The organism is Burkholderia sp. WP9 (genome assembly GCF_900104795.1).
GTDB lineage: Bacteria > Pseudomonadota > Gammaproteobacteria > Burkholderiales > Burkholderiaceae > Paraburkholderia.
Window position 1 is genome coordinate 448,337 of record NZ_FNTG01000002.1, and the last position, 19,781, is coordinate 468,117.

General features: G+C 65.6%; 19 protein-coding genes. 15 read left to right on the top strand and 4 right to left on the bottom strand.

The genetic code is table 11. The annotated features are described in order from the left end of the window. Positions 1–17 precede the first annotated feature (17 nt). Both BLW71_RS23285 and BLW71_RS41740 read right to left on the bottom strand, forming a co-directional pair. Positions 18–701, bottom strand: a complete 684-nt coding sequence (locus BLW71_RS23285) for a hypothetical protein (protein ID WP_091802166.1) — start codon at positions 699–701, stop codon at positions 18–20. A gap of 164 nt (positions 702–865) precedes the next feature. Further along, positions 866–1,138 carry a hypothetical protein gene (locus BLW71_RS41740; RefSeq protein ID WP_177205101.1) on the bottom strand — a complete coding sequence of 91 codons (273 nt, stop codon included), beginning with the start codon at positions 1,136–1,138 and terminating at the stop codon, positions 866–868. Here BLW71_RS41740 and BLW71_RS23290 point away from each other — a divergent pair. The 6 genes from BLW71_RS23290 to BLW71_RS23315 all read left to right on the top strand — a co-directional run bounded on the left by BLW71_RS23290 (position 1,038) and on the right by BLW71_RS23315 (position 8,955). Next, the gene (locus BLW71_RS23290; protein WP_091802170.1) at positions 1,038–2,561 is read left to right on the top strand and encodes a carbohydrate porin; all 1,524 of its coding nucleotides are present in this window, start codon (positions 1,038–1,040) and stop codon (positions 2,559–2,561) included. The genes BLW71_RS41740 and BLW71_RS23290 overlap by 101 nt on opposite strands. Before the next feature lie 100 nt (positions 2,562–2,661). Continuing rightward, entirely contained in the window at positions 2,662–3,837 is a 1,176-nt protein-coding gene (locus BLW71_RS23295; RefSeq protein ID WP_091802173.1) for an NHL repeat-containing protein, read from the top strand. A gap of 37 nt (positions 3,838–3,874) precedes the next feature. Next, the gene (gene efeB / locus BLW71_RS23300; RefSeq protein WP_091802177.1) at positions 3,875–5,170 is read left to right on the top strand and encodes an iron uptake transporter deferrochelatase/peroxidase subunit; all 1,296 of its coding nucleotides are present in this window, start codon (positions 3,875–3,877) and stop codon (positions 5,168–5,170) included. 61 nt (positions 5,171–5,231) lie between these two features. Further along, positions 5,232–6,263, top strand: coding sequence for an iron ABC transporter substrate-binding protein (locus tag BLW71_RS23305; RefSeq protein ID WP_091802179.1), 1,032 nt, complete (start codon positions 5,232–5,234; stop codon positions 6,261–6,263). Beyond that, entirely contained in the window at positions 6,264–7,868 is a 1,605-nt protein-coding gene (locus BLW71_RS23310; protein WP_091802182.1) for an ABC transporter permease, read from the top strand. A gap of 28 nt (positions 7,869–7,896) precedes the next feature. Further along, the gene (locus BLW71_RS23315; protein ID WP_091802185.1) at positions 7,897–8,955 is read left to right on the top strand and encodes an ABC transporter ATP-binding protein; all 1,059 of its coding nucleotides are present in this window, start codon (positions 7,897–7,899) and stop codon (positions 8,953–8,955) included. Between the two features lie 82 nt (positions 8,956–9,037). On the opposite strand, the gene BLW71_RS23320 is transcribed toward BLW71_RS23315, so the two are convergent. Then, positions 9,038–9,919, bottom strand: a complete 882-nt coding sequence (locus BLW71_RS23320) for a LysR family transcriptional regulator (protein ID WP_091802188.1) — start codon at positions 9,917–9,919, stop codon at positions 9,038–9,040. A 102-nt stretch (positions 9,920–10,021) separates the two neighbouring features. On the opposite strand from BLW71_RS23320, the gene BLW71_RS23325 reads away from it, so the two are divergent. Continuing rightward, a complete protein-coding gene (locus tag BLW71_RS23325; protein WP_091802191.1) occupies positions 10,022–10,945 on the top strand; it encodes a DMT family transporter in 924 nt (307 codons plus the stop codon). A gap of 169 nt (positions 10,946–11,114) precedes the next feature. On the opposite strand, the gene BLW71_RS23330 is transcribed toward BLW71_RS23325, so the two are convergent. Continuing rightward, positions 11,115–12,413 (bottom strand): MFS transporter, encoded by a 1,299-nt coding sequence (locus BLW71_RS23330; RefSeq protein WP_177205183.1) that lies wholly within the window; start codon positions 12,411–12,413, stop codon positions 11,115–11,117. A 181-nt stretch (positions 12,414–12,594) separates the two neighbouring features. Between BLW71_RS23330 and BLW71_RS23335 the strand changes: the two genes are divergently transcribed. The 8 genes from BLW71_RS23335 to mdcH all read left to right on the top strand — a co-directional run bounded on the left by BLW71_RS23335 (position 12,595) and on the right by mdcH (position 19,767). Continuing rightward, positions 12,595–13,368: a GntR family transcriptional regulator gene (locus BLW71_RS23335; RefSeq protein ID WP_091802197.1), complete on the top strand. Its 774-nt coding sequence runs from the start codon at positions 12,595–12,597 to the stop codon at positions 13,366–13,368. Positions 13,369–13,377: 9 nt separating this feature from the next. Further along, on the top strand, positions 13,378–15,060 hold the full coding sequence (gene mdcA, locus BLW71_RS23340; protein WP_091802201.1) for a malonate decarboxylase subunit alpha: 1,683 nt from the start codon (positions 13,378–13,380) through the stop codon (positions 15,058–15,060). Between the two features lie 113 nt (positions 15,061–15,173). Then, complete coding sequence (locus BLW71_RS23345) at positions 15,174–16,118, top strand: triphosphoribosyl-dephospho-CoA synthase (RefSeq protein ID WP_502686854.1); 945 nt, start codon at positions 15,174–15,176, stop codon at positions 16,116–16,118. Next, the gene (locus tag BLW71_RS23350; RefSeq protein WP_091802207.1) at positions 16,106–16,420 is read left to right on the top strand and encodes a malonate decarboxylase subunit delta; all 315 of its coding nucleotides are present in this window, start codon (positions 16,106–16,108) and stop codon (positions 16,418–16,420) included. Before BLW71_RS23345 ends, BLW71_RS23350 begins: the two co-directional genes overlap by 13 nt. Then, a complete protein-coding gene (locus BLW71_RS23355; RefSeq protein WP_091802210.1) occupies positions 16,417–17,310 on the top strand; it encodes a biotin-independent malonate decarboxylase subunit beta in 894 nt (297 codons plus the stop codon). Before BLW71_RS23350 ends, BLW71_RS23355 begins: the two co-directional genes overlap by 4 nt. After that, positions 17,307–18,125, top strand: coding sequence for a biotin-independent malonate decarboxylase subunit gamma (gene mdcE, locus BLW71_RS23360; RefSeq protein ID WP_091802212.1), 819 nt, complete (start codon positions 17,307–17,309; stop codon positions 18,123–18,125). Before BLW71_RS23355 ends, mdcE begins: the two co-directional genes overlap by 4 nt. Then, positions 18,125–18,835: a malonate decarboxylase holo-ACP synthase gene (locus BLW71_RS23365; RefSeq protein WP_091808747.1), complete on the top strand. Its 711-nt coding sequence runs from the start codon at positions 18,125–18,127 to the stop codon at positions 18,833–18,835. Before mdcE ends, BLW71_RS23365 begins: the two co-directional genes overlap by 1 nt. After that, positions 18,835–19,767 (top strand): malonate decarboxylase subunit epsilon, encoded by a 933-nt coding sequence (gene mdcH, locus BLW71_RS23370; protein ID WP_091802215.1) that lies wholly within the window; start codon positions 18,835–18,837, stop codon positions 19,765–19,767. Before BLW71_RS23365 ends, mdcH begins: the two co-directional genes overlap by 1 nt. Positions 19,768–19,781: the final 14 nt, after the last annotated feature.

Sequence of the window (19,781 nt, forward strand, 5' to 3'; positions counted from 1 at the left end):
AGCCTGCCTACTTCCCCTTACTGCCCCCCCTTCAACGCCGAAGTGGCAATCGACGGCACGCTGATGCCGTGGCTCGACGCGAACTGCACGGCCGAACTCAGCGTGGACATCAACGATTGCAACTGGCCCGGCGCCGATTGCGCGATGTACGAGGCGCTTTGCGCCGTCTGCGGATTCATGCCGGACTGCAGCAGCGACGACGGACTCATCTGGCCGATGCTGCCGAGCCCCGACTGCAAGCTGGAATATTGGCTCACGCCTTTACCCAGCGACGACAACCCTTCCGTGAAGGCCTCCTTGTTGATCGGCGTAGCCGACGCACTGCCGCTCGCCCGGCTCGCGAAGGCTTGCGTCAGCGTTTGCGACAGCGACTGCTGCGTGCTGCCCACCTGAGTCAGTTGACTCACCGAGGGCGTGCCGCCGCTCAGCAATCCCGCCGCCTGCTGCGCCTGCCCCGCCGCGCTGCTCATGCCCATCGCGGAGGCAAGACTCGACTGGCCGCTGAGCACCTGCTGGTTCGCACCTACATAGGTCTGCAACAACTGCGAGACACCGCCCGACGAAGCCGTCGCCCCGGCGCCCGCCGAACTGTCGCCGCCGCCTATACCGAACTGTTTGAGATTCAATTGCGCATTCGACGCGCCACTCACCAGCAAACCGCTGCTCGCCAGCAGCGAAATCAACATCTTGCGTTTGTTCATATCCCTCTCCTGAATGGGCGTTTCGGGTATTCGTGCGAGTTCGACACGACACCCCGGAACGCGTTCGATATGACTACATCCATACGGTTCCATTACGTCTTTATTAACTTCGAATTACACGCAAATGCCATCCAATAGCAGCCCGTAAAGAACAAAGTTATAAGTCAGTAATATTGATGCGAATCGTTCTCATTTGTGTTGACGCACCCATTTCGCATGCGTACGATCTCGCCATCTGCTGCAACGGGTGTCGCGAACCATGCGGCAAAATCGCTGGCACGCGCCGACGCGCCGCGATGGTTCAAATCAGTCGATACAACACCAATAAGGATTTCGATGAAGTTCGCCGAATTCAACGGACCTGGCGCGAAGGCGCGTCCGTTTCGCGATTCCGAGCCGCGCGCCAAGGCGGCGTGCCGTTCACGGTTGCCTTCCATGCGGCGCGCCGCGCTTTGCACGGCATTCGCCTGGGCGTCGCTGACTGCCGGCGCCGCGATGGCCGAAGCCAATCCCGACGCCGCGCCGGAAGCGCCCGAGGCCGACCTGAAGATTCAGGCGACGCAGACGAACCAGTGGACCGGCTTCTGGAATCGACAGCAGATGCTCGGCGACATTGGCGGCTTGCGCCCGTGGCTCGGCAAATACGGTGTGACCTTCACGCTCACCGAAACCAGCGAAGTGCTCGCCAACCTGCGCGGCGGTCTCGCGCGTGGCGCCGACTACGACGGCCTGACGACCGGCACCGTGCAACTGGACACGCAAAAAGCCTTCGGCTTGCCGGGCGGCCTCTTCAACGTCAGCGCGTTGCAGATTCACGGCGCCAATCTCAGCGCCAACAAGCTCGGCACACTGAATACGGCGAGCGGCATCGAAGCGGATGACGCCACCCGCCTGTGGGAACTGTGGTACCAGCAGTCGTTCCTGAACAAGCGCCTCGACGTGAAGATCGGTCAGCAAAGTATCGACCAGGAATTCATCACGAGCCAGTACTCGGCCCTGTTCGTCAACACGATGTTCGGCTGGCCCGCCCTGCCCTCGTACGACATGCCGTCCGGCGGCCCGGCGTATCCGTTGTCCGATCTGGGCGTGCGCGTGCGCGGCCAGATCACGCCTTCATTGACCGCGTTGGGCGGCGTGTTCGACGGCGATCCACTCGGCAACAACCCGGACAACAAGAGCGGCACCAACTTCAATCTGCACAACGGCACGCTGTTCATCGGCGAATTGCAGTACGCGATCAACCAGCCGGCCGACGGCGAAATGGTCGGCGCGGGCGGCGGCGGTTTGCCGGGCACCTACAAGCTCGGTGTCTGGTACAACAACGGCAGCTTCGCGGATCAGCGCTACGACAACACCGGCTTGTCGCTTGCGAATCCGGCGACGAGCGGCGTCGCGCAGAACCATCACGGCGACTACAGCTTCTACGCGGTGGCCGATCAGATGATCTGGCGTCCGGACCCGGACGAAGCGCGCAGCATCGGCGTATTTGCCCGCGTGATGGGCGCGCCCGGCGACCGCAACCTGGTGAGCCTCGCCGCCAACCTCGGCGTAGTCATGAAAGCGCCGTTCGCCGGCCGCGACAACGATAGCGTCGGCCTCGCGCTCACGTACATCAAGGTCGGCAATCACGTGAACGGGCTCGATACGGATGCGCGGGCATTCAGCAATAGCCCGTACGGCATACGCACCAGTGAAACCACGCTCGAGGCGACCTATCAGTATCAGGTCAATCCGTGGTGGCAACTGCAAGCCGATGCGCAATACACGTTCAACGCCGGCGCCGGCCAGAATCCGAACGATCCGACCCAGCCGCTGCGCAACACGTTCGTTATCGGCGTGCGAACCAACATCAATTTCTGATGACGTTCGCGCCCAACTCACACGCTACCGACACATCGAATTCCATGCTTTCGATCATGACCGCAATCACCGCTTTGTGCGCAGGCACGGAGGCTCAATCGTGAACAACCCCACGCGCAAGTTTTCGCCGCGCGCCGCGCGGGCCTTCGCATGGCCGCTCGCACGGCCTTTGATCGCCGCCGCTGTCAGCGTGGCCGCATTCGCGACGGCCGGCAGCGCGCAGGCCGAGCCGCAAGGCCTCCTCGAAACCGTCAAGCATCACACCACGCTGATCAATACCGTGCCGGGCAACGGCGACCAGAATCCGTACGCGGTGGTGGTCGCGCCGGTCACGGCGGGCACCGTCAAACAAGGTGACGTGCTGGTCGGCAACTTCAACAACTCGACCAATCTGCAGGGCACCGGCAGCACGATCATCAACTATCACCCGGACACCAAAGAGATGACGGTGTTCGCCACGGTGCCGCGCGATCTGAAGGAATGCCCGGGCGGTATCGGCCTGTCGACCGCGATGACGATGCTCAAGTCCGGCTACGTGATCGTCGGCAGCACGCCGAGCAACGACGGCACCACGGGCACCAAGGGCGCAGGCTGCCTGATCGTGCTCGATCCGCAAGGCAAGGTCGCCTCGACCATCACGAGCCCGAACATCAATGACCCGTGGGGCAACATGGCGGTCGTCGACAACGGCACCAGCGCGACGCTGTTCGTCAGCAACGCAGGCTTCGGCGTGGGCGGCGCGGACGGCAATCCGCCGGTATTCAAGCAGGCCACCGTGCTGCGCCTGGATCTCGACGTGCCGGCCGGCAAACCGCCCGTCGTCAAGAAAGAAACGGTGGTGGGCAGCAACTTCGGCGCGCAGGCGGATAAGGGCGTGTTCCTCGTCGGCCCGACCGGCCTCGCGCTTTCGGCCGATCAGAAACTGCTCTACGTGTCCGACGCGATCGGCAACCGCATCACCGAAATCGACGAACCGATGACGCGCGACACGAGCGCGGGCGTCGGCCGTCAACTGACCGCCGACGGCCTGCTGCACCGCCCGCTCGCCATGGTCACCGCGCCCAACGGCCACCTGCTCGTGACCAATGCGCTGAACGGCCAGATCGTCGAAATCGACCCGGCGAGCGGCAAGCAGATTTACGCGCGCTGGATCGACACCGACAAGGCGCAATCGCCGCCGGGCAACGGCGACCTGTTCGGCCTCGCAATGACGCCCGAAGGCGACGGTTTCTACTACGTGCAGGACGACGTGAACACGCTCGTGCTCGCGAAGTGATTTCAATGTTCCAACGCCAAATGAAGGTGAAGTAACCATGGCAAACGATCACCCCCCGCGGCCTTCACGGCGCGGGTTTCTCAAGGCGGGCGGCGCCGCGGTCGCAGCAGGCGCGGGGCTGGCTACGTCGCAGAGCGCGCTCGCCAGAACGCAGGCGCATGCACCCGTCGATCCGCAACTGGCCGTCGAGCCGTTCTACGGCGCGCATCAGGGCGGCATCGTCACACCGCAGCAAAGCCACACCTACGTCGCCGCGCTCGATCTGACCACCGAGAAACGTGACGACGTGATCGCGCTGCTGCGCGCGTGGACCGACGCCGCCGCGCGTCTCACGCAAGGCGGCACGGCCGCGCCGCTGCCGACCGGCGACGCCGGCGACAACAAGGCCGCGCCCGATTCCGGCGATGTGCTCGGCCTCGGCCCCTGCGGCCTGACGATCACCTTCGGCTTCGGCCCCGGTCTTTTCACGCATGAAGGCAAGGATCGCTACGGCCTCGCCGCGCGCCGCCCCGCCGCGCTCGTCGATCTGCCGCGCTTTAACGGCGACCAGTTGATCAAGGAAAAAACCGGCGGCGATCTGTTCATTCAGGCCTGCGCGAACGATCAGCAGGTCGCGTTTCACGCGGTCCGGCAGTTGGCGCGTCTCGCTTACGGCACGGCGGCGATGCGCTGGGGCCAGTCCGGTTTCCTGTCGGGTCCGCGCGGTCAGACGCCGCGCAATCTGATGGGCTTCAAGGACGGCACCAACAATCCGTCCACCGCGAAGCCGCAGTTGATGAACGAATTCGTGTGGGCCGGCGCCAGCGCCGACGCGCCGTGGATGGAAGGCGGCACCTACACCGTCGTGCGACGCATCCGCATCACGCTGGAGCACTGGGACAACACCGAGCTGGACTTTCAGGAACAGGTATTCGGGCGCCACAAGTACAGCGGCGCGCCGATCGGCAAGAAGAACGAATTCGACGCCGTGGACCTGAAGGAAGAGGACAAGGACGGCAATCCGGTGATTCCGGAGAACTCGCACGTGCGTCTGTCCAATCAGGCGAGCAACAACGGCGCGCAGATTCTGCGGCGTTCGTACTCGTATAACGACGGCACGAACTTCTACATCGAGCGCTGGCCGCCATGGCGCCAGGAAACCGAATACGACGCGGGCCTCATTTTCATCGCGCATCAGGGCGACCCGCGCACCGGCTTCATTCCGATCAACGACAAGCTCGCGAAGTTCGACATGATGAACCAGTTCACGACGCACGTAGGCAGCGCGATTTTCGCCGTGCCGCCGGGCGCGAAGCCGGGTTCGTATATCGGCGCGGGATTGTTCGAGGCGTAATGCGAGCCGCGCAGTCGGCAAAACACAAATCAACTATCACATCAAAACGGATTTCTGGATCATGGCTTACAACTGGTTTGGCACTCGTCTGCGTGTTCTGAGCAGCGCGGCCGCGCTTACGCTGGCCGCTTTCGCGACGGTGCCGTCGGCGGCGCACGCCGCGTCGATCACGCTGTATAACGCGCAGCACGAGCAGGTCGTCAATCTGCTCGCCAAGGACTTCGAAAAACAGTCGGGCATTTCGGTGAAGATCCGCAACGGCGAAGGGCCGGCCATGGCCGCGCAGATCGTCGCCGAAGGCGCCGCCACGCCCGCTGACGTGTACTTCACGGAAAACTCGCCGGAGCTGATGCTGCTCGAAGAGAAAGGCCTGCTGAACAAGGTGGACGCCTCGACGCTCGCCACCGTGCCGGCGCGCTTCAGTTCGCCGAGCGGCGCATGGGTGGCGGTGACCGCGCGTGAAAACGTGCTCGCCTATAACACCACCAAGGTGCAGGCATCGCAACTGCCGCAATCGCTGTTCGATCTCGCCAAGCCGGAATGGAAAGGCAAGATCGGCATTGCCCCGAGCGACGGTGACTTCCTGCCGCTCGTCTCCGCGGTGCTCGCGTTGAAGGGCGAGGCGCAAACGGTGCAGTGGCTCAAGGGCCTGAAAGCCAACGCGCAGATTTTCGACGACGACGAAGGCGTGGTCGCCGCAGTGAACCGCGGCGGTGTCGCGACCGGACTGATCAACAACTACTACTGGGCGCGCCTGCATGCCGAACTCGGCGACGGCAAAACCCGCAGCGCGATCTATCACTTCGGCAACGGCGACGCCGGCGCGGCCGTGAACGTGTCGGGCGCCGCGGTGCTGAAGTCCGCGCACAACACGGACGGCGCCCAGAAGTTTCTCGCGTACCTGGTCAGCGACCGCGCGCAGCAGTTGATGGCGAATAGCCACGTCATGTTCGAATATCCGCTGCACGCAGGTGTCGCGCCTGACCCGATTCTCAAACCGTTCGCTGAACTGAGCCCGCCGCCGCTGACCATCCAGCAACTCGGCGACGACAGCCAGGCCGGCAAGCTGCTGCGCCAGGCAGGCCTCCTGTAAATGAGCGAAGCATTGTCAGCCGGCCCGCCGGTTGTCCCCACTGCGCCGGCGCGCGCCCGTCCGCGCGCGCCGCGTGGCCTGTTCGCGGCGGCGGCACTGAGCGCTTTGCTGGTATTGCTGCCGATCGCGTTGACGTTCTGGCGTGCCGCGAGCTTCGGCGCGGCCGAGGCGATCGATCTGATCTTCCGTCCGCTGGTCGGCGAACTGCTGACCAACACGCTGATGATCACAGTCTCGACCACGCTGGTCTCCGCGGTGGTCGGCACGGCCGCCGCGTGGTTCGTCGAACGCACGCACTTGCCGGGACGCCGCGCGTGGGCCGTGTTGAGCGCCGCGCCGCTCGCCATGCCGGCCTTTATCTCGAGCTATGCGTGGGTGTCGCTGAGCCTGGATTTGCAGGACTTCGCGGGCGCCTTGCTCGTGCTCACCTGCGCGTATTTTCCGCTCGTCTATCTGCCGGTCGCCGCAGCGTTGCGCAGCATGGATCCCGCGCTCGAAGAAAGCGCGCGCACACTCGGCTGCAACCGTTGGACCACCTTCATTCGCGTGGTGCTGCCGCAACTGCGTCCCGCGTTGCTCGGCGGCATGCTGCTGATCGCGCTCGGCGTGCTGTCCGAGTTCGGTGCGTTCACACTGCTGCGTTTTCACACGTTCACCACGCAGATCTACGCGGAATTCCGCACCAGTTTCGATGGCGGCGGCGCGTCGCTGCTCGCGTGCCTGCTGATCGTGATCTGCCTGATCGTGCTGGCATTCGAGTTCCGCGTGCGCGGCGCGGCGCGCTATGAACGCGTGGATCGCGGCACCCGCCGCGCGGTGTTGCGCTACGACCTCGGCGTGTGGCGCTGGATCGTCGTCGGCGGCTTTGCGCTGCTGTCGCTCACCACGCTCGGCGTGCCGCTCGGCATGATCGGCTACTGGCTCACACAACCGGGCGCGGCTGCCGTCACGCCGGCCGACGTGTCGCCCGAACTGCTGTTCAATGCGACGCTCTCGTCGCTCGGTTTCGGTCTGGCCGCCGCGTTGCTGACCACGCTGCTGGTCGTGCCGCTCGCGTTCCTGCTGGTGCGCTATCCGACCCGTTTCGCGACGCTGTTCGAACGCACGGTGTTTCTCGCGCAAGGCGTGCCGGGTCTCGTAATCGCACTGGCGATCGTGTCGCTCGCGGTGCACGTGCTGCAACCGCTCTATCAGAGCGCGACGCTGCTGGTGATCGCCTACGCGATGCTGTTCATGCCGGTGGCGCTGGTCAGCGTGCGCGCCGCCTTCATGCAGGCGCAGCCGCGCCTCGAGGAGACCGCACGCGCACTCGGCCTGAACTGGTCGCAAACGCTGTTTCGCGTGGTGCTGCCGCTGGCGGCGCCCGGACTCGGCGCGGCCGCGGCGATGGTGTTCATCTCGGTCGTCACCGAACTGAACGCGACGCTGCTGCTCTCCCCGCTCGACACGCAAACGCTCGCCACCCAGGTCTGGGCCGACACCTCGACCATGGCGTTCGCAGCCGCCGCGCCGTACGCGGCGCTGCTCACCGGCATTTCGCTGTTCGCCTCGGGCCTGCTGTTCGCACTGCTCGGCAAGTCGGCGCTACTCGGCGAACGCGGCTGACGCGCCGCGCTTTTACCATCGGATTGTCATGAGCGAACTTCGTATCCGCGGGCTGCAAAAATCTTTCGACGGCCAACCGGTGCTGCACGGCATCGATCTTTCCGTCGAGCGCGGCACGCTGCTCGCGCTGCTGGGTCCGTCGGGCAGCGGCAAGACCACGCTGCTGCGCCTCTTGTGCGGTTTCGAACGTGCGGATGGCGGCAGTGTCGAAATCGACGGCCGCCGCGTGGCCGGCGACGGTCTGCATGTGCCGTCGGAACAGCGCCATATCGGCTACGTGCCGCAGGAAGGCGCGCTGTTTCCGCATCTGTCCGTGGCGGAGAACATCGTGTTCGGCTTGCCGCGCGCGCAACGCCGCGCGCGGCATCGCGTGGCCGAGTTGCTGGAGCTGGTCGGCTTGCCGGCCAACTTCGGCGAACGCGCACCGCAGCAGCTATCGGGCGGGCAGCAGCAACGCGTCGCGCTGGCGCGCGCGCTCGCGCCGTCGCCCACGCTGGTGATGCTCGACGAACCTTTCTCCTCGCTCGATGCCGCGTTGCGGCTCGAAACCCGGCAAGCCGTGGCAAGCGCGCTCGCCGCGACCGGCGCGACGGCCGTGCTGGTCACGCACGATCAATCCGAGGCGTTGTCGCTCGGGCATGAGGTGGCCGTGTTGTGGAACGGCCGGCTGATCCAGACGGCGACGCCGGAAAACCTCTACCGTCGGCCCGTGACGCGCGAGCTGGCGTCGTTCGTCGGCGAGGCGGTGTTGTTGCCGGGCGTGGTCAGTCAGAACCGCGTGAGTTGCGAACTGGGCGAATTGCCGCTGGCCGGGCCGATAGGCGAAGGCGCTGTCGATGTAATGGTGCGGCCCGAGCAGATCCGTCTGCTGCGCGCCGAAGACACGCTGCACAACGGCGCAACGGTGCATGACGCGGTCGTCACGGAAGTGGTCTTCCAGGGACAGGACGCAGGCGTCGCGCTGCAACTGCGCGCCGCCACACGAACCCTGATCCGCGCGCGCGTGCCGGGTTATCTTTGCCCGCGGCCAGGCGAACAGGTCCGGCTCGCGGTAGATGGCGAGGTGACGGCTTACGCGCGTGCCTAGTCGCCGCGTTTGAACATCAGAAGGTACGAAGGCGGACTTAGCCGCCTTCGGCAACTCGACTCGCCGTCACCTCGTCTCGCCGTTAAGCGGCCGCCCCACGCGACTGAGGCCGCACCGACAAATCCTGCACCATCTGCGCGGCCAGGTAATCACACGTCGGCCGGTCCGACTTGGCGCTGCGCGCCACCACGATTTCCAGCGGCGCGATGGTCGGCAAGCCCTGCGCTTCACCGAGAATCGCGAAGCGCGGCGGCACGCTGCAACGCGTGAGCGCAATCACCGACAACCCCGCATCCACGGTCGCCACCAGCCCCATCAGGCTCGCGCTGCTGAACGCCGCGCGATAGCGGATACGCGCGCCGTCCAGCGCGGCCAGCGTATGCTGGCGCGCCACGCAGCCCGGCTCGTAAAGTCCCACCGGTAGCGGCGACGCCGCCAGCACCGGTGTATCCACCGACGCCCCCACCCACACCATCGGCTCGCTGCGCACGAATTCGCCGCGCAACTTGCGGTCGCGCGTGACGAAGGCGAGGTCGATCTTGTTGTCGGCCAGCATCGGCGCGAGCGAGGTGCTCTGCGCGCAGACGATTTCGATCTCCACATGCGGATACAGATTCGAAAAACGCCGCAATACGGGCGACAGCAACGAGGACACGTAATCGTCCGGCGCACCGAGCACCACGCGCCCGGTGACCTCGGGCCGCACGATCGCCGACCACGCCTCCTCATGCAGCGCCAGCACGCGCCGCGCGTATTCGAGCAGCGTATTGCCCGGCCGCGTGAGCGACAGATTGCGCGTATTGCGGGCGAACAGCGTCGTGCCGAGCATGGTTTCGAGCCGCTTGATCTGCATGCTGACGGCCGCCTGCGAACGATGCACGGTCGCCGACGCCTTCGTGAAGCTGCCCGTTTCCACCACCGCGACGAAAGTGCGCAACAGATCGACGTCGAATTCCGGGTGCATGATTTATCAATTCAGCTTATGGAATTGCTCAATTTAATTCGTTTGTCGGTGCCGTGCAAGCCGCGCAATACTCGCGACATCCCATCACGGAGACCGCTGCGCATGTCCCTCACCCAACGTCAACAAGGCGCCATCACGCTGGCCAGCGGCGGGCTGTTGATGGGCACCATCGGGATCTTCGTCGAGGAAGCGCGGCTCGGCGCGCTGACGCTGGTGTTCTTTCGCTGCCTGTTCGGCTTTCTCGCGCTCGCCGCGTATTGCGCCTGGAAAGGCTTCTTCACGCACGCGCATTTCACACGACGCACCGTCGCGCTCGCGCTGATCTCGGGCGTGCTGATGGTCACGCAGTGGGTCGGGTTCTTCGATGCGATTCATCGCACCAGCATCGCGGTCGCTACCGTGGTGTTTCACGTGCAGCCGTTCTGGGTCGTGCTGATGGGCGCGGCGTTGTTCAACGAGCGGCTCGGCGTGGACCGGCTCGGATGGATTGCGACTGCCTTCGTGGGACTCGTGCTCGCGTCGGGCGTTGCGGCCACTGAGCATCTGCAAGGCCACACGAGCTATCTGATCGGCATTCGGGAAGCGCTCGCGGGTTCGGTGCTGTATGCGAGCGTTACGTTGATCGCCAAGGGACTCGGCGATTTACGGCCGCATCTGCTGACGCTCGCGCAGTGTGCCGTGGGCGTCGTGTGCCTGCCGTTCATTGCGCCGCTCACCGCTGAGCATATCGGCCCGATGCAGTGGTTCTGGCTGGTCGGCATGGGCGTGCTGCATACGGGACTGTCGTATGTGCTGATTTACGGCGCGTTGCCCAAGCTGAGCACGCCGATCATTGCCGTGTTGCTGTTCGTGTACCCGTTGACGGCGATCCTGGTGGATGCCGTTGTGTACGGGCGGGCGTTATCGATGCCGCAGCTTGCCGGCATGGCGTTGATCGTGGTCGCAAGCCTGGGGGTCAATCTCGGGTGGCCGCTGCTTTCGTTGCTGCGGCCGGGTGGACGGGCGCGACGGCATTCGTGCGATTAATCGCCGGTAACCGGGCAGAAGTTCTCGACCAACTTCATCTGGATACCGAATTAGTTTCACGAAATGAGATGCATGCCGACAATCAATTGATTGAACCGCGCGTGGCGGAGGCTGACCGCACGCAATCATGCGCGAAGCCAGCCTCACCCTGCTCAGCCAAGCCGCCAGCTCACTGCGGCAACACCTCGCCCTTCGTCTCCGGCGCAAACGGAATCACGAACAGACCGACGATAAATGCCAGCGCCGTCAGCGCCACCGGCACGCCGAGCGTATGCATATGCAGCACTGCCGCGCCGAGCAGAAAATTGACGCCCGCGCCGACGAACCGCCCGAACGACGTGCAGAACGCAAACGCCGTCGCTCGCACCCGTGTTTCGAACTGCTCCGGCAGCCACAAGCTGAACAGCGCGAAATTGCCGCCAAAGAATCCCAGCACGAACAGCCACGCAATGAACGGCGCGAGACCGTTAGGCAAATAAAACGCCCAGCCGAAACTGCCGACGATCGCGATCGCCATGCCGAGGAAGTAGATCGCCAGCGTCTTCTTGCGGCCGATGCGCTCGGCTAGCGGCGGCAACGCGAGACAGCCGAGGATCGTCGCGATGGACAACAAGCCCGTGGCCAGCGAGGCCGTTCTGATCGCGTCGTTCTTGGCCATGCCGGCCTTGGTCGCCAGTTGAATCACGGCGGACGGCTCGTACACCGCGCCGGCCCACAACCCGATGATGGCGATCGTCAGCAGAATGCAGGCCACCCAGGTGCGGCGCCGATACGCCGGTCCCATGATCTCGCGCAGCGGTTTGGTGCGCACCGTGCGCGCCTCGGCCTTCTGCCACTTCTCCGACTCTTTCACGCGCAGCAGGATCAGAATCGCGACCACCACGGGCACCGCGCCGGTCAGGAACATCGCGCGCCAGCCGTAATGCACGCCGACCGTGTAATTCAGCGCCGCAGCGAGGAAGAAGCCGGCGTAGTAACCCGTCTGCAGATAACCGGCGCCCATCTTGCGGCGATCTTCCGGCCACGCCTCCGCCACATACGTCCCGGCCAGCGCCCACTCGCCGCCAATGCCGACGCCGGCAATGAAACGATAGATGCCGAGTTCCCACACGTTGTGCGAGGTCGCCGCGAGGCCCGTAAAAATCGCGAACGTGAAGATCGTGCCGGCTAATACCTTGGTGCGGCCGTAGCGGTCGGCGAGCGGCCCCCAGATGAACGACAGCCCCCAGCCGACCAGAAACAGCGCGAACAGGATTGAACCGGCGAGGCCGACGTTCGCCGGCGTCGCAGCATAACCCGAGCGCGGCAGCAGTTCGGTCAACGCCGGCGTTAGCACGAGCGCATAGATGAACGAGTCCATCCCGTCGAGCGTCCAGCCTGCCCACGCTCCCCAGAAGCCTGCGATCTGCGAACGGTTGAGCGGCGTGCGACGCCGCGTGACCGACGTGCGGTCGGTTAGTGAATTCATCATGCTCCTCCGGCCCAACGGTTAATGTACGTAACGGCAATGACGAGAGATGGCGCGGTTGTGATGACCTGACGGCGTCCATGCACGACGGGTCAGGAGCATTGGCGAGCAGAGCGGCAAAAATGTTTTGCGGGTTTGCCCACCTGTAATTCGCGTCTTTTCATATATAATATTTAATATTATGAGCGATGCAATAGATGGTTTTCCCCTGGACGCCCCGGCGCAAAGCCCGCTTTTACCCGCGGCCGCGCCGCGTGAGAGCACGTCCCACCTGATCGCGGAGGCGCTGCGTGCGGCGATCGTCAACGGCACGCTGGCGCCTGGCGCGCCGCTGCGGCAAGACGCGATCGCGCGGCATTTCTCAGTCAGCGCAATTCCCGTGCGCGAGGCCTTGCGGCAGTTGGAAAGCGAGGGTTGGGCCAAAGCCGCTGTACACAAAGGCGCGACCGTCGCCCCTTTGTCGGCGGAAGAAGCGCGCGAGATCTACGAGATCCGCTCGGCGCTGGAAAGCCTTGCGATCGGTCTTGCGATTCCCCATCACACCGCCGCCACGCTGCGCGAAAGCGCCGGTCTGTGCCGCGCCGCCGAACGCGAAGCCGACCCTTCGCTGTATGTCGAGCGCAATGTGGCGTTTCACATGAGCCTGTATGCGCCCGCAGCGCGTCCGCAGCTTGCCGACATGATCGGTACGCTGCACCGGCGCGGCGAACGATATCTACGCCTGAAGTTCGGCTTGCCGTCGTACAAGGGCGAGTCCGACAATGAACATGCCGCCCTGCTCGACGCCGTGCAACGCCGCGACGTGCCCACCGCGCAGGCGTTGGTTGTCGCGCATCTGCTGGGCACGGGCGACCTGCTTTATCGTTTTTTGACCGAGCGCGCGCAGGCTGAAGCCGCGCTAGCGAATCAACCCAAGCCGCGCGGCAGACGCCCGCGCGCCGCCACCGGGAGCTGAGAGAAGCCGATGAACCGACCCGCCCAAGCCGCTGCGTCCGCAGTGTCGCCCCCCACCGCCGCCCGTTCGTGGACCACGCGCCGGGATGAAAAGAACCGCCGCCTCGCCGCCATCGCACCCTGGCTGGAAGACGGCGTGCTGCCGTCGAACCGTATCGTCGATGCCCTCGAAACGCTGATTCAGCCAGGTGACCGCGTCGCCCTCGAAGGCGACAACCAGAAGCAGGCCGATTTCCTGTCGCGCTCGTTCGCCAAGGTCGATCCGCAAAAGATCCACGACGTGCATCTGCTGATTTCGAGCATTGGCCGTCCTGAGCATCTGACGCTGTTTGAGCGCGGCATCGCGCATAAAGTCGACTTCTCGTTCGCCGGGCCGCAAAGCCTGCGGGTCGCGCAACTGCTCGAAGACGGCCAGCTGGAAATCGGCGCGATCTATACGTATGTCGAGTTGTACGCGCGCATGTTCGTGGATCTGACGCCGCACGTCGCGCTGCTGTGCGCGGAAAAGGCCGATCGTCACGGCAATCTGTACACCGGCGCGAATACCGAAGACACGCCGACCATTGCCGAGGCAGCCGCCTTCCGTCATGGCATCGTGATCGTTCAGGTCAACGAGATCGTCGACGAATTGCCGCGCGTCGACATTCCGGGCTCATGGGTCGACGTGGTCGTGCAGGCGGACCGGCCGTTCGCCGTCGAGCCGCTGTTCACGCGCGATCCTCGCCATATCGGCGACCTGCAGGTGCTCACCGCAATGATGGTGATTCGCGGCATCTACGAACCGTACGGTGTGACATCGCTGAATCACGGTATTGGTTTCGACACGGCCGCGATCGAATTGCTGCTGCCCACTTACGGCGAGTCGCTCGGCCTGAAAGGCAAGATCTGCCGTAACTGGACGCTCAATCCACATCCCACCATGATTCCCGCGATCGAATCGGGCTGGGTCGACAGCATTCATTGTTTCGGCAGCGAAGTCGGCATGGAGGCGTATATCGAGGCGCGTCCCGACGTTTTCTTTACCGGTAACGACGGCAGCCTGCGTTCGAACCGCGTGCTTTGCCAGCTCGCCGGGCAATACGGTGTCGATCTGTTCATCGGCTCGACCTTGCAAATCGATGCGGACGCGAATTCGTCCACCGTCACGCGGGGGCGTCTGGCCGGGTTCGGCGGCGCGCCGAACATGGGCCACGATCCGCGCGGCCGGCGTCATTCGACCGAAGCGTGGCTCAAGCTGCTGCGCGATCAGGGCCCGGTGTCGCGTGGCCACAAGCTCGTCGTGCAAATGGCCGAGACCTACAAGAAAGGCGGCGAGCCGACCTTCGTCGATGAACTCGACGCCGTCGCGGTCGGCGCGAAAAGCGGCATGCCGATCGCGCCCGTGATGATCTACGGCGACGACGTCAGCCATGTCGTCACCGAGGAAGGCATCGCGCATCTGCATAAGGCCGAAGGTATCGACGAGCGGCGCGCGGCGATCGCCGCCGTGGCCGGCGTGACGCCGATCGGGCTGCGCGCCAAACCGGAGAAGACCGCGGAGCTGCGCCGGCGCGGCATCGTCGCGTATCCCGAGGATCTCGGCATTCGTCGCGGCGAGGCCAAGCGCTCGCTGCTGGCGGCACGTAGCATCGACGATCTGGTGACGTGGTCGGGTGGGTTGTACGAACCGCCGGCGCGCTTCAGGAGCTGGTAAGCATGGCGCCCGCTGCTTTGCTCGCGCGTACGGCGCAAGCCTCGACTCCGAGCGCTCGCGCAGTACGCGCGACGCAGGCCGATCTTTGCGCCGGACCTGCCGGAGTGGCCGGAGTGGCCGGAGTGGCCGCAGTTGCCGGCGCCGCTGACGGTACGACCGATCTGCACACCGCTCCGCGCACCGCCCGCCTCGCGCCCACGCCCTCCGACGCGCAACTCGCCCGTTACGCAGTCTCCGCGCTGATCGACGAAGCGCAACTCACGCCAAAGCCCGCGCTGGTCGACCGGCGCGGCAGCGGCGCGCATCGCGACCTCGATCTCGCCACCATGCTGCGTTCGGCCAACGCACTCGAGCCGACCTTTGCCGCACTCGCACGCGCAGCGCGCCGCCGGGGCGAACCGTCCGCGTTGCTGCGCACCGAGCTCGCGCAGATCGGCCGCGCCGGCGAACTGGACATGCTGCACGCCACGGGCGGCAGCAACGCGCATCGCGGCGCGATCTGGATCGTCGGGCTGCTGGTCGCGGGCGCGTCGCTGCCTGAAGGCGCCATGGGTCTGAACGCATCGCGAATCTGCACGGGGGCCGCGCAGATCGCGTGCTTCCCGGATCGCTTTGCCGCACCGTCAGACAGTCATGGCGAACGCGCGCGTCAGCGCTACCACGTCGGTGGCGCGCGCCGCGAAGCGCAAGACGGCTTCCCGCACGTCGTCGACGTGGGCTTGCCTGCGTTGCTCGCGGCACGCGCGCGAGGCATCGACGAAAACGAAGCGCGCGTCGACGCCCTGCTCTCGATCATGGCGTTGCTGGACGACACCTGCCTGTTGCATCGCGCGGGGTTGCCCGGCCTGCACGCCGGACAGCACGGCGCGCAACGCGTACTGGACGCGGGAGGCAGCTCGACGCCCGCGGGCCGCGCCGCCCTCGCCGTGCTCGAACGCGAATTGCTGTCGCTCAACGCATCGCCCGGCGGCGCAGCCGATCTGCTCGCCGCCACTCTCTTTCTCGACATGCTGGCGCATCACGACGCCAGCGGGAGCCAGGACTCATGGAACATCTGACCTTCGACTATCCGGCGCAACGCGCCGTCACGACCCGCGCGCATGTCGGCGTGGTGGGTTCGGGCGACCTGGAAGTATTGCTCTCGCCCGCCGATCCGTCCGGCGCGCTGAGCGCGCATGTGGTCGTGCGCACCAGCGTGGACGGCTACAGCCACATCTGGAAAAGCGTGCTCGACCGCTTCTTCACCCGCTACGACGGCGCCGCGCAAATCGAAATCAACGACTTCGGCGCGACGCCCGGCGTGGTCGCATTGCGGCTAGCGGAAGCCGTCGAAGCCGCCGAACAGGGAGACGACGCATGAACACGGTTGCGAGCACTCAACCCGCGCCGATGCTGCGCGAAAGTTTCATCGAACTGCCGGCGCGCGAACGCGCCCGCTCGCTGCTGGATGCGGGCACCTTCCGCGAACTGCTCGGCCCGTTCGACCGGATCGAGTCGCCGTGGCTGCCGCTGCAAGGCGTCGTCTGCCAGGCGGATGACGGTTGCGTGATCGCGCGCGGCACCATCGACGGCGAGCCCGCCGTGGTCGCCGCGATCGAATCCGCGTTCCAGGGCGGCAGCATCGGCGAAGTGTCGGGCAGCAAGATCGCCGCGGCGCTCGAACTGGCCCTGCGCGACTGCGAACACGGCAAGATCGTGCGGCCGGTCGTGCTGTTCGAAACCGGTGGCGTGCGGCTTCAGGAAGCCAACCTCGGCCTCGCGGTGATCTCCGAGATTCAGGCCGCGATCGTCGCGCTGCGCCGGCATGTGCCGGTGGTCGGCGTGATCGCGGGCATGGTCGGCTGCTTTGGCGGCATGTCGCTGGCGGCTGCGCTGTGCTCGTATCTGGTCGTCACGAAGCAGGGGCGGCTTGGCATGAACGGCCCCGAAGTGATCGAACAGGAAGCCGGCATCGAAGAACTCGACGCCAGCGATCGCCGCCGCGTGTGGCAACTGATCGGCGGCGAACAGCGAACGGCAACCGCGCTCGCCGATCAACTGGTCGACGACGATGCCGACGCGGTGCGCGCCGCCGTGCGTTCCGCGTTCACGCAAGGTGTGCCGGCCGCGCATCGCACCGAACAGGTCGACCTTTTTCTGAACCGGCTCGCGCGGATCGATCCCGCCAGCGTCACGCCGGAAACCATGCGCGACGTGTTCAACCGTCAGGCGCAGAACGAGCAGAACGCATTGCGCAAGGAGCAAGCATGAGCGACGTACAACTCAGCCGCGGCGCGCGCTGGTTCCAGGCGCTCGCCGGCGAATCGGCCAGCCAGGCGCCCGTGTGGAGCGGCGACGCGCAACTCGGCGGCGAAACCGTCCACTTCTTCTCGGTGGTGCCCGATCCATCAAACCGCTTTCCTCGCGCCACCGACAACGTGGTCGGCCTCGAACAGGGCTGGCGGCTCGCTCGCGCCGTGCGCGACGTCATTGCACGAGACGAAGCGAGCGGCACACGCCGCCCGATCGTCGCGATCGTCGACGTGAAAAGTCAGGCTTACGGCTATCGCGAGGAAATGCTCGGCATTCACCTCGCCTGTGCGGCGGCCGTCGACGCCTACGCGGCCGCGCGCAACGCGGGTCATCCCGTGATCGCGCTGATCGTCGGACCGGCGATGTCGGGCGCCTTCCTCGCGCACGGTTATCAGGCCAACCGCATCGTCGCGCTCGACGCGCCCGGCACCATGGTTCACGCCATGGGCAAGGAAGCCGCCGCGCGCGTCACGCGCCGCACGGTCGAAGCACTCGACGCACTCGGCGAAACCATCGTGCCGATGTCGTACTCGATGGCGTCGTTCGCCAAGCTCGGCCTGCTGGACCAGTTGATCGACGGCATCGATGCCGACGCGCCCGACGCCGCGCAGATCGAGCGCGTGCGCGAAGTTCTGAGCGAACAGATTCGCAGCGTGCGCGACGATGGTCGCCGCAACCTCGCGCATCGGCTGGAATCGGCGGCGGCGCAGAAGAACCGCGCGGCGTCGATCGAAGTGCGCCGCCGTCTCGCCGAACAATGGGATGCCGCGTGATGCAGGTGTGCGCCGCGCCGCCGTTTGCAATCGACCACGCGTTGTCGTGCAGTGCGCGGTGGCGGCCGCATGACTTGCTGCGCTTGCGACATTTGCAGGCTTTCGAGGGCGAACCGGCGTGGGTGCGCGAGGCTTTCGGACGCGCGCCGTATGCGGTCGTCAGACGCGCACTGGCGGCTGAAGGGTTCGTTGCAATCGGTATGCGCGGTGCCGGGCGCTCGCAACGCTACGGGACGTGGGCGTCGTCGGCGGATGTAGTGAGCGCCGTGTCGCCGGAAGCGCTGGCGTCATGCACCCCGCTCGAAGGGCGCGGCGCATTGCCCGCGTTCGCCGCGCTCGCCGCGCTCGCCGCGTTGCAGGACGACGCGGCCGGCCCGTTAGCCGCGTTGACGTGGGGCCCGAGCGGCAGCGCCGGCTTTGAACTGGCCACACGCGTGGCGACGGTGACGGCGTCGAGCGATCTCGATCTGCTCATCCGAATGGACGAAAAACCGCTCGCGCGAAACCACGCGATTGAATTGCTGGATCACCTGCAGGTACTGGCGCAACGTGTGGGCGTTCGCGTGGACGCGCAACTCGAAACGCCCGCGGGTGGCGTGGCGCTGGCCGAATGGGCCGCGGGAAAATCGCGCGTGATGGCACGCCATGCGAGCGGCCCGTGCCTGATTACCGATCCGTGGGCCACCGCGACCCACGGTAGCCACGCCTGATGCTCGCCCTGCTTTTCCCCGGACAAGGCGCGCAGACCGATGGGTTCCTGCATCGCCTGCCTCGGCATCATGCAGTGCGCGACACACTCGAGGAAGCCTCGCAGGTGCTCGGCGTCGATGTGCTCACACTGGACACGCCGGACGCTCTGCGCTCGACCGTCGCCGTGCAGATCGGCTTGACGGTGGCAGGCGTGGCGCTCACGCGCGCGCTGGCCGATGAACAGCTCGTGCCGGAGATCAGCGCGGGCTTATCGGTCGGCGCCTATGCAGCGGCGATAAGCTGCGGCGCGATTCATTTCGACGATGCGCTGAAGATGGTTCGCCGCCGTGCCGAGCTGATGGAAACGGCCTACCCATCCGGCTACGGTCTCGCCGCCATATCCGGTTTGACCGAATATCAAGTGGAAACACTCGCCGTACGGCATGCCGATGAAGACCACCAGCATGTCTACATCGGCAACGTGAATGCGCCGCGCCAGATCGTGATAGCGGGCGCGAACGAAGCGCTCGACGCCTTCATCGCACGCGCGCTGGCCGCCGGCGCGCGCAAGGCCACGCGCCTCGCGGTGAGCGTGCCGTCGCATTGCGAACTGCTCGCGCAGGCCACGGGCGAGTTGGCCGCCTACGCAAAGGACGTGCCTTTTCACGCGCCGCACAGTACGTATGTCGGCAATCGCGGTGGACGTCCTTTGTACACGGCGGACGCGATCCGCGACGATCTCGCGACCAACATGCGCTACACCGTGCGCTGGTTCGACGCGCTCACCGTGATGCAGGAGATGGGCGCGCGTGTGCTGATCGAAGCGCCGCCGGGACAGGTATTGACCGACATTGCGCGCGAGTACTTTCCGGATACCGCCGCGCTTGCGGCCAGCACGTTCCCGTTCGATCGGCTCGTGGCCACTGTGCGACGGCGTCTGGAGGCGCACTGAATGAGCCACGCCGT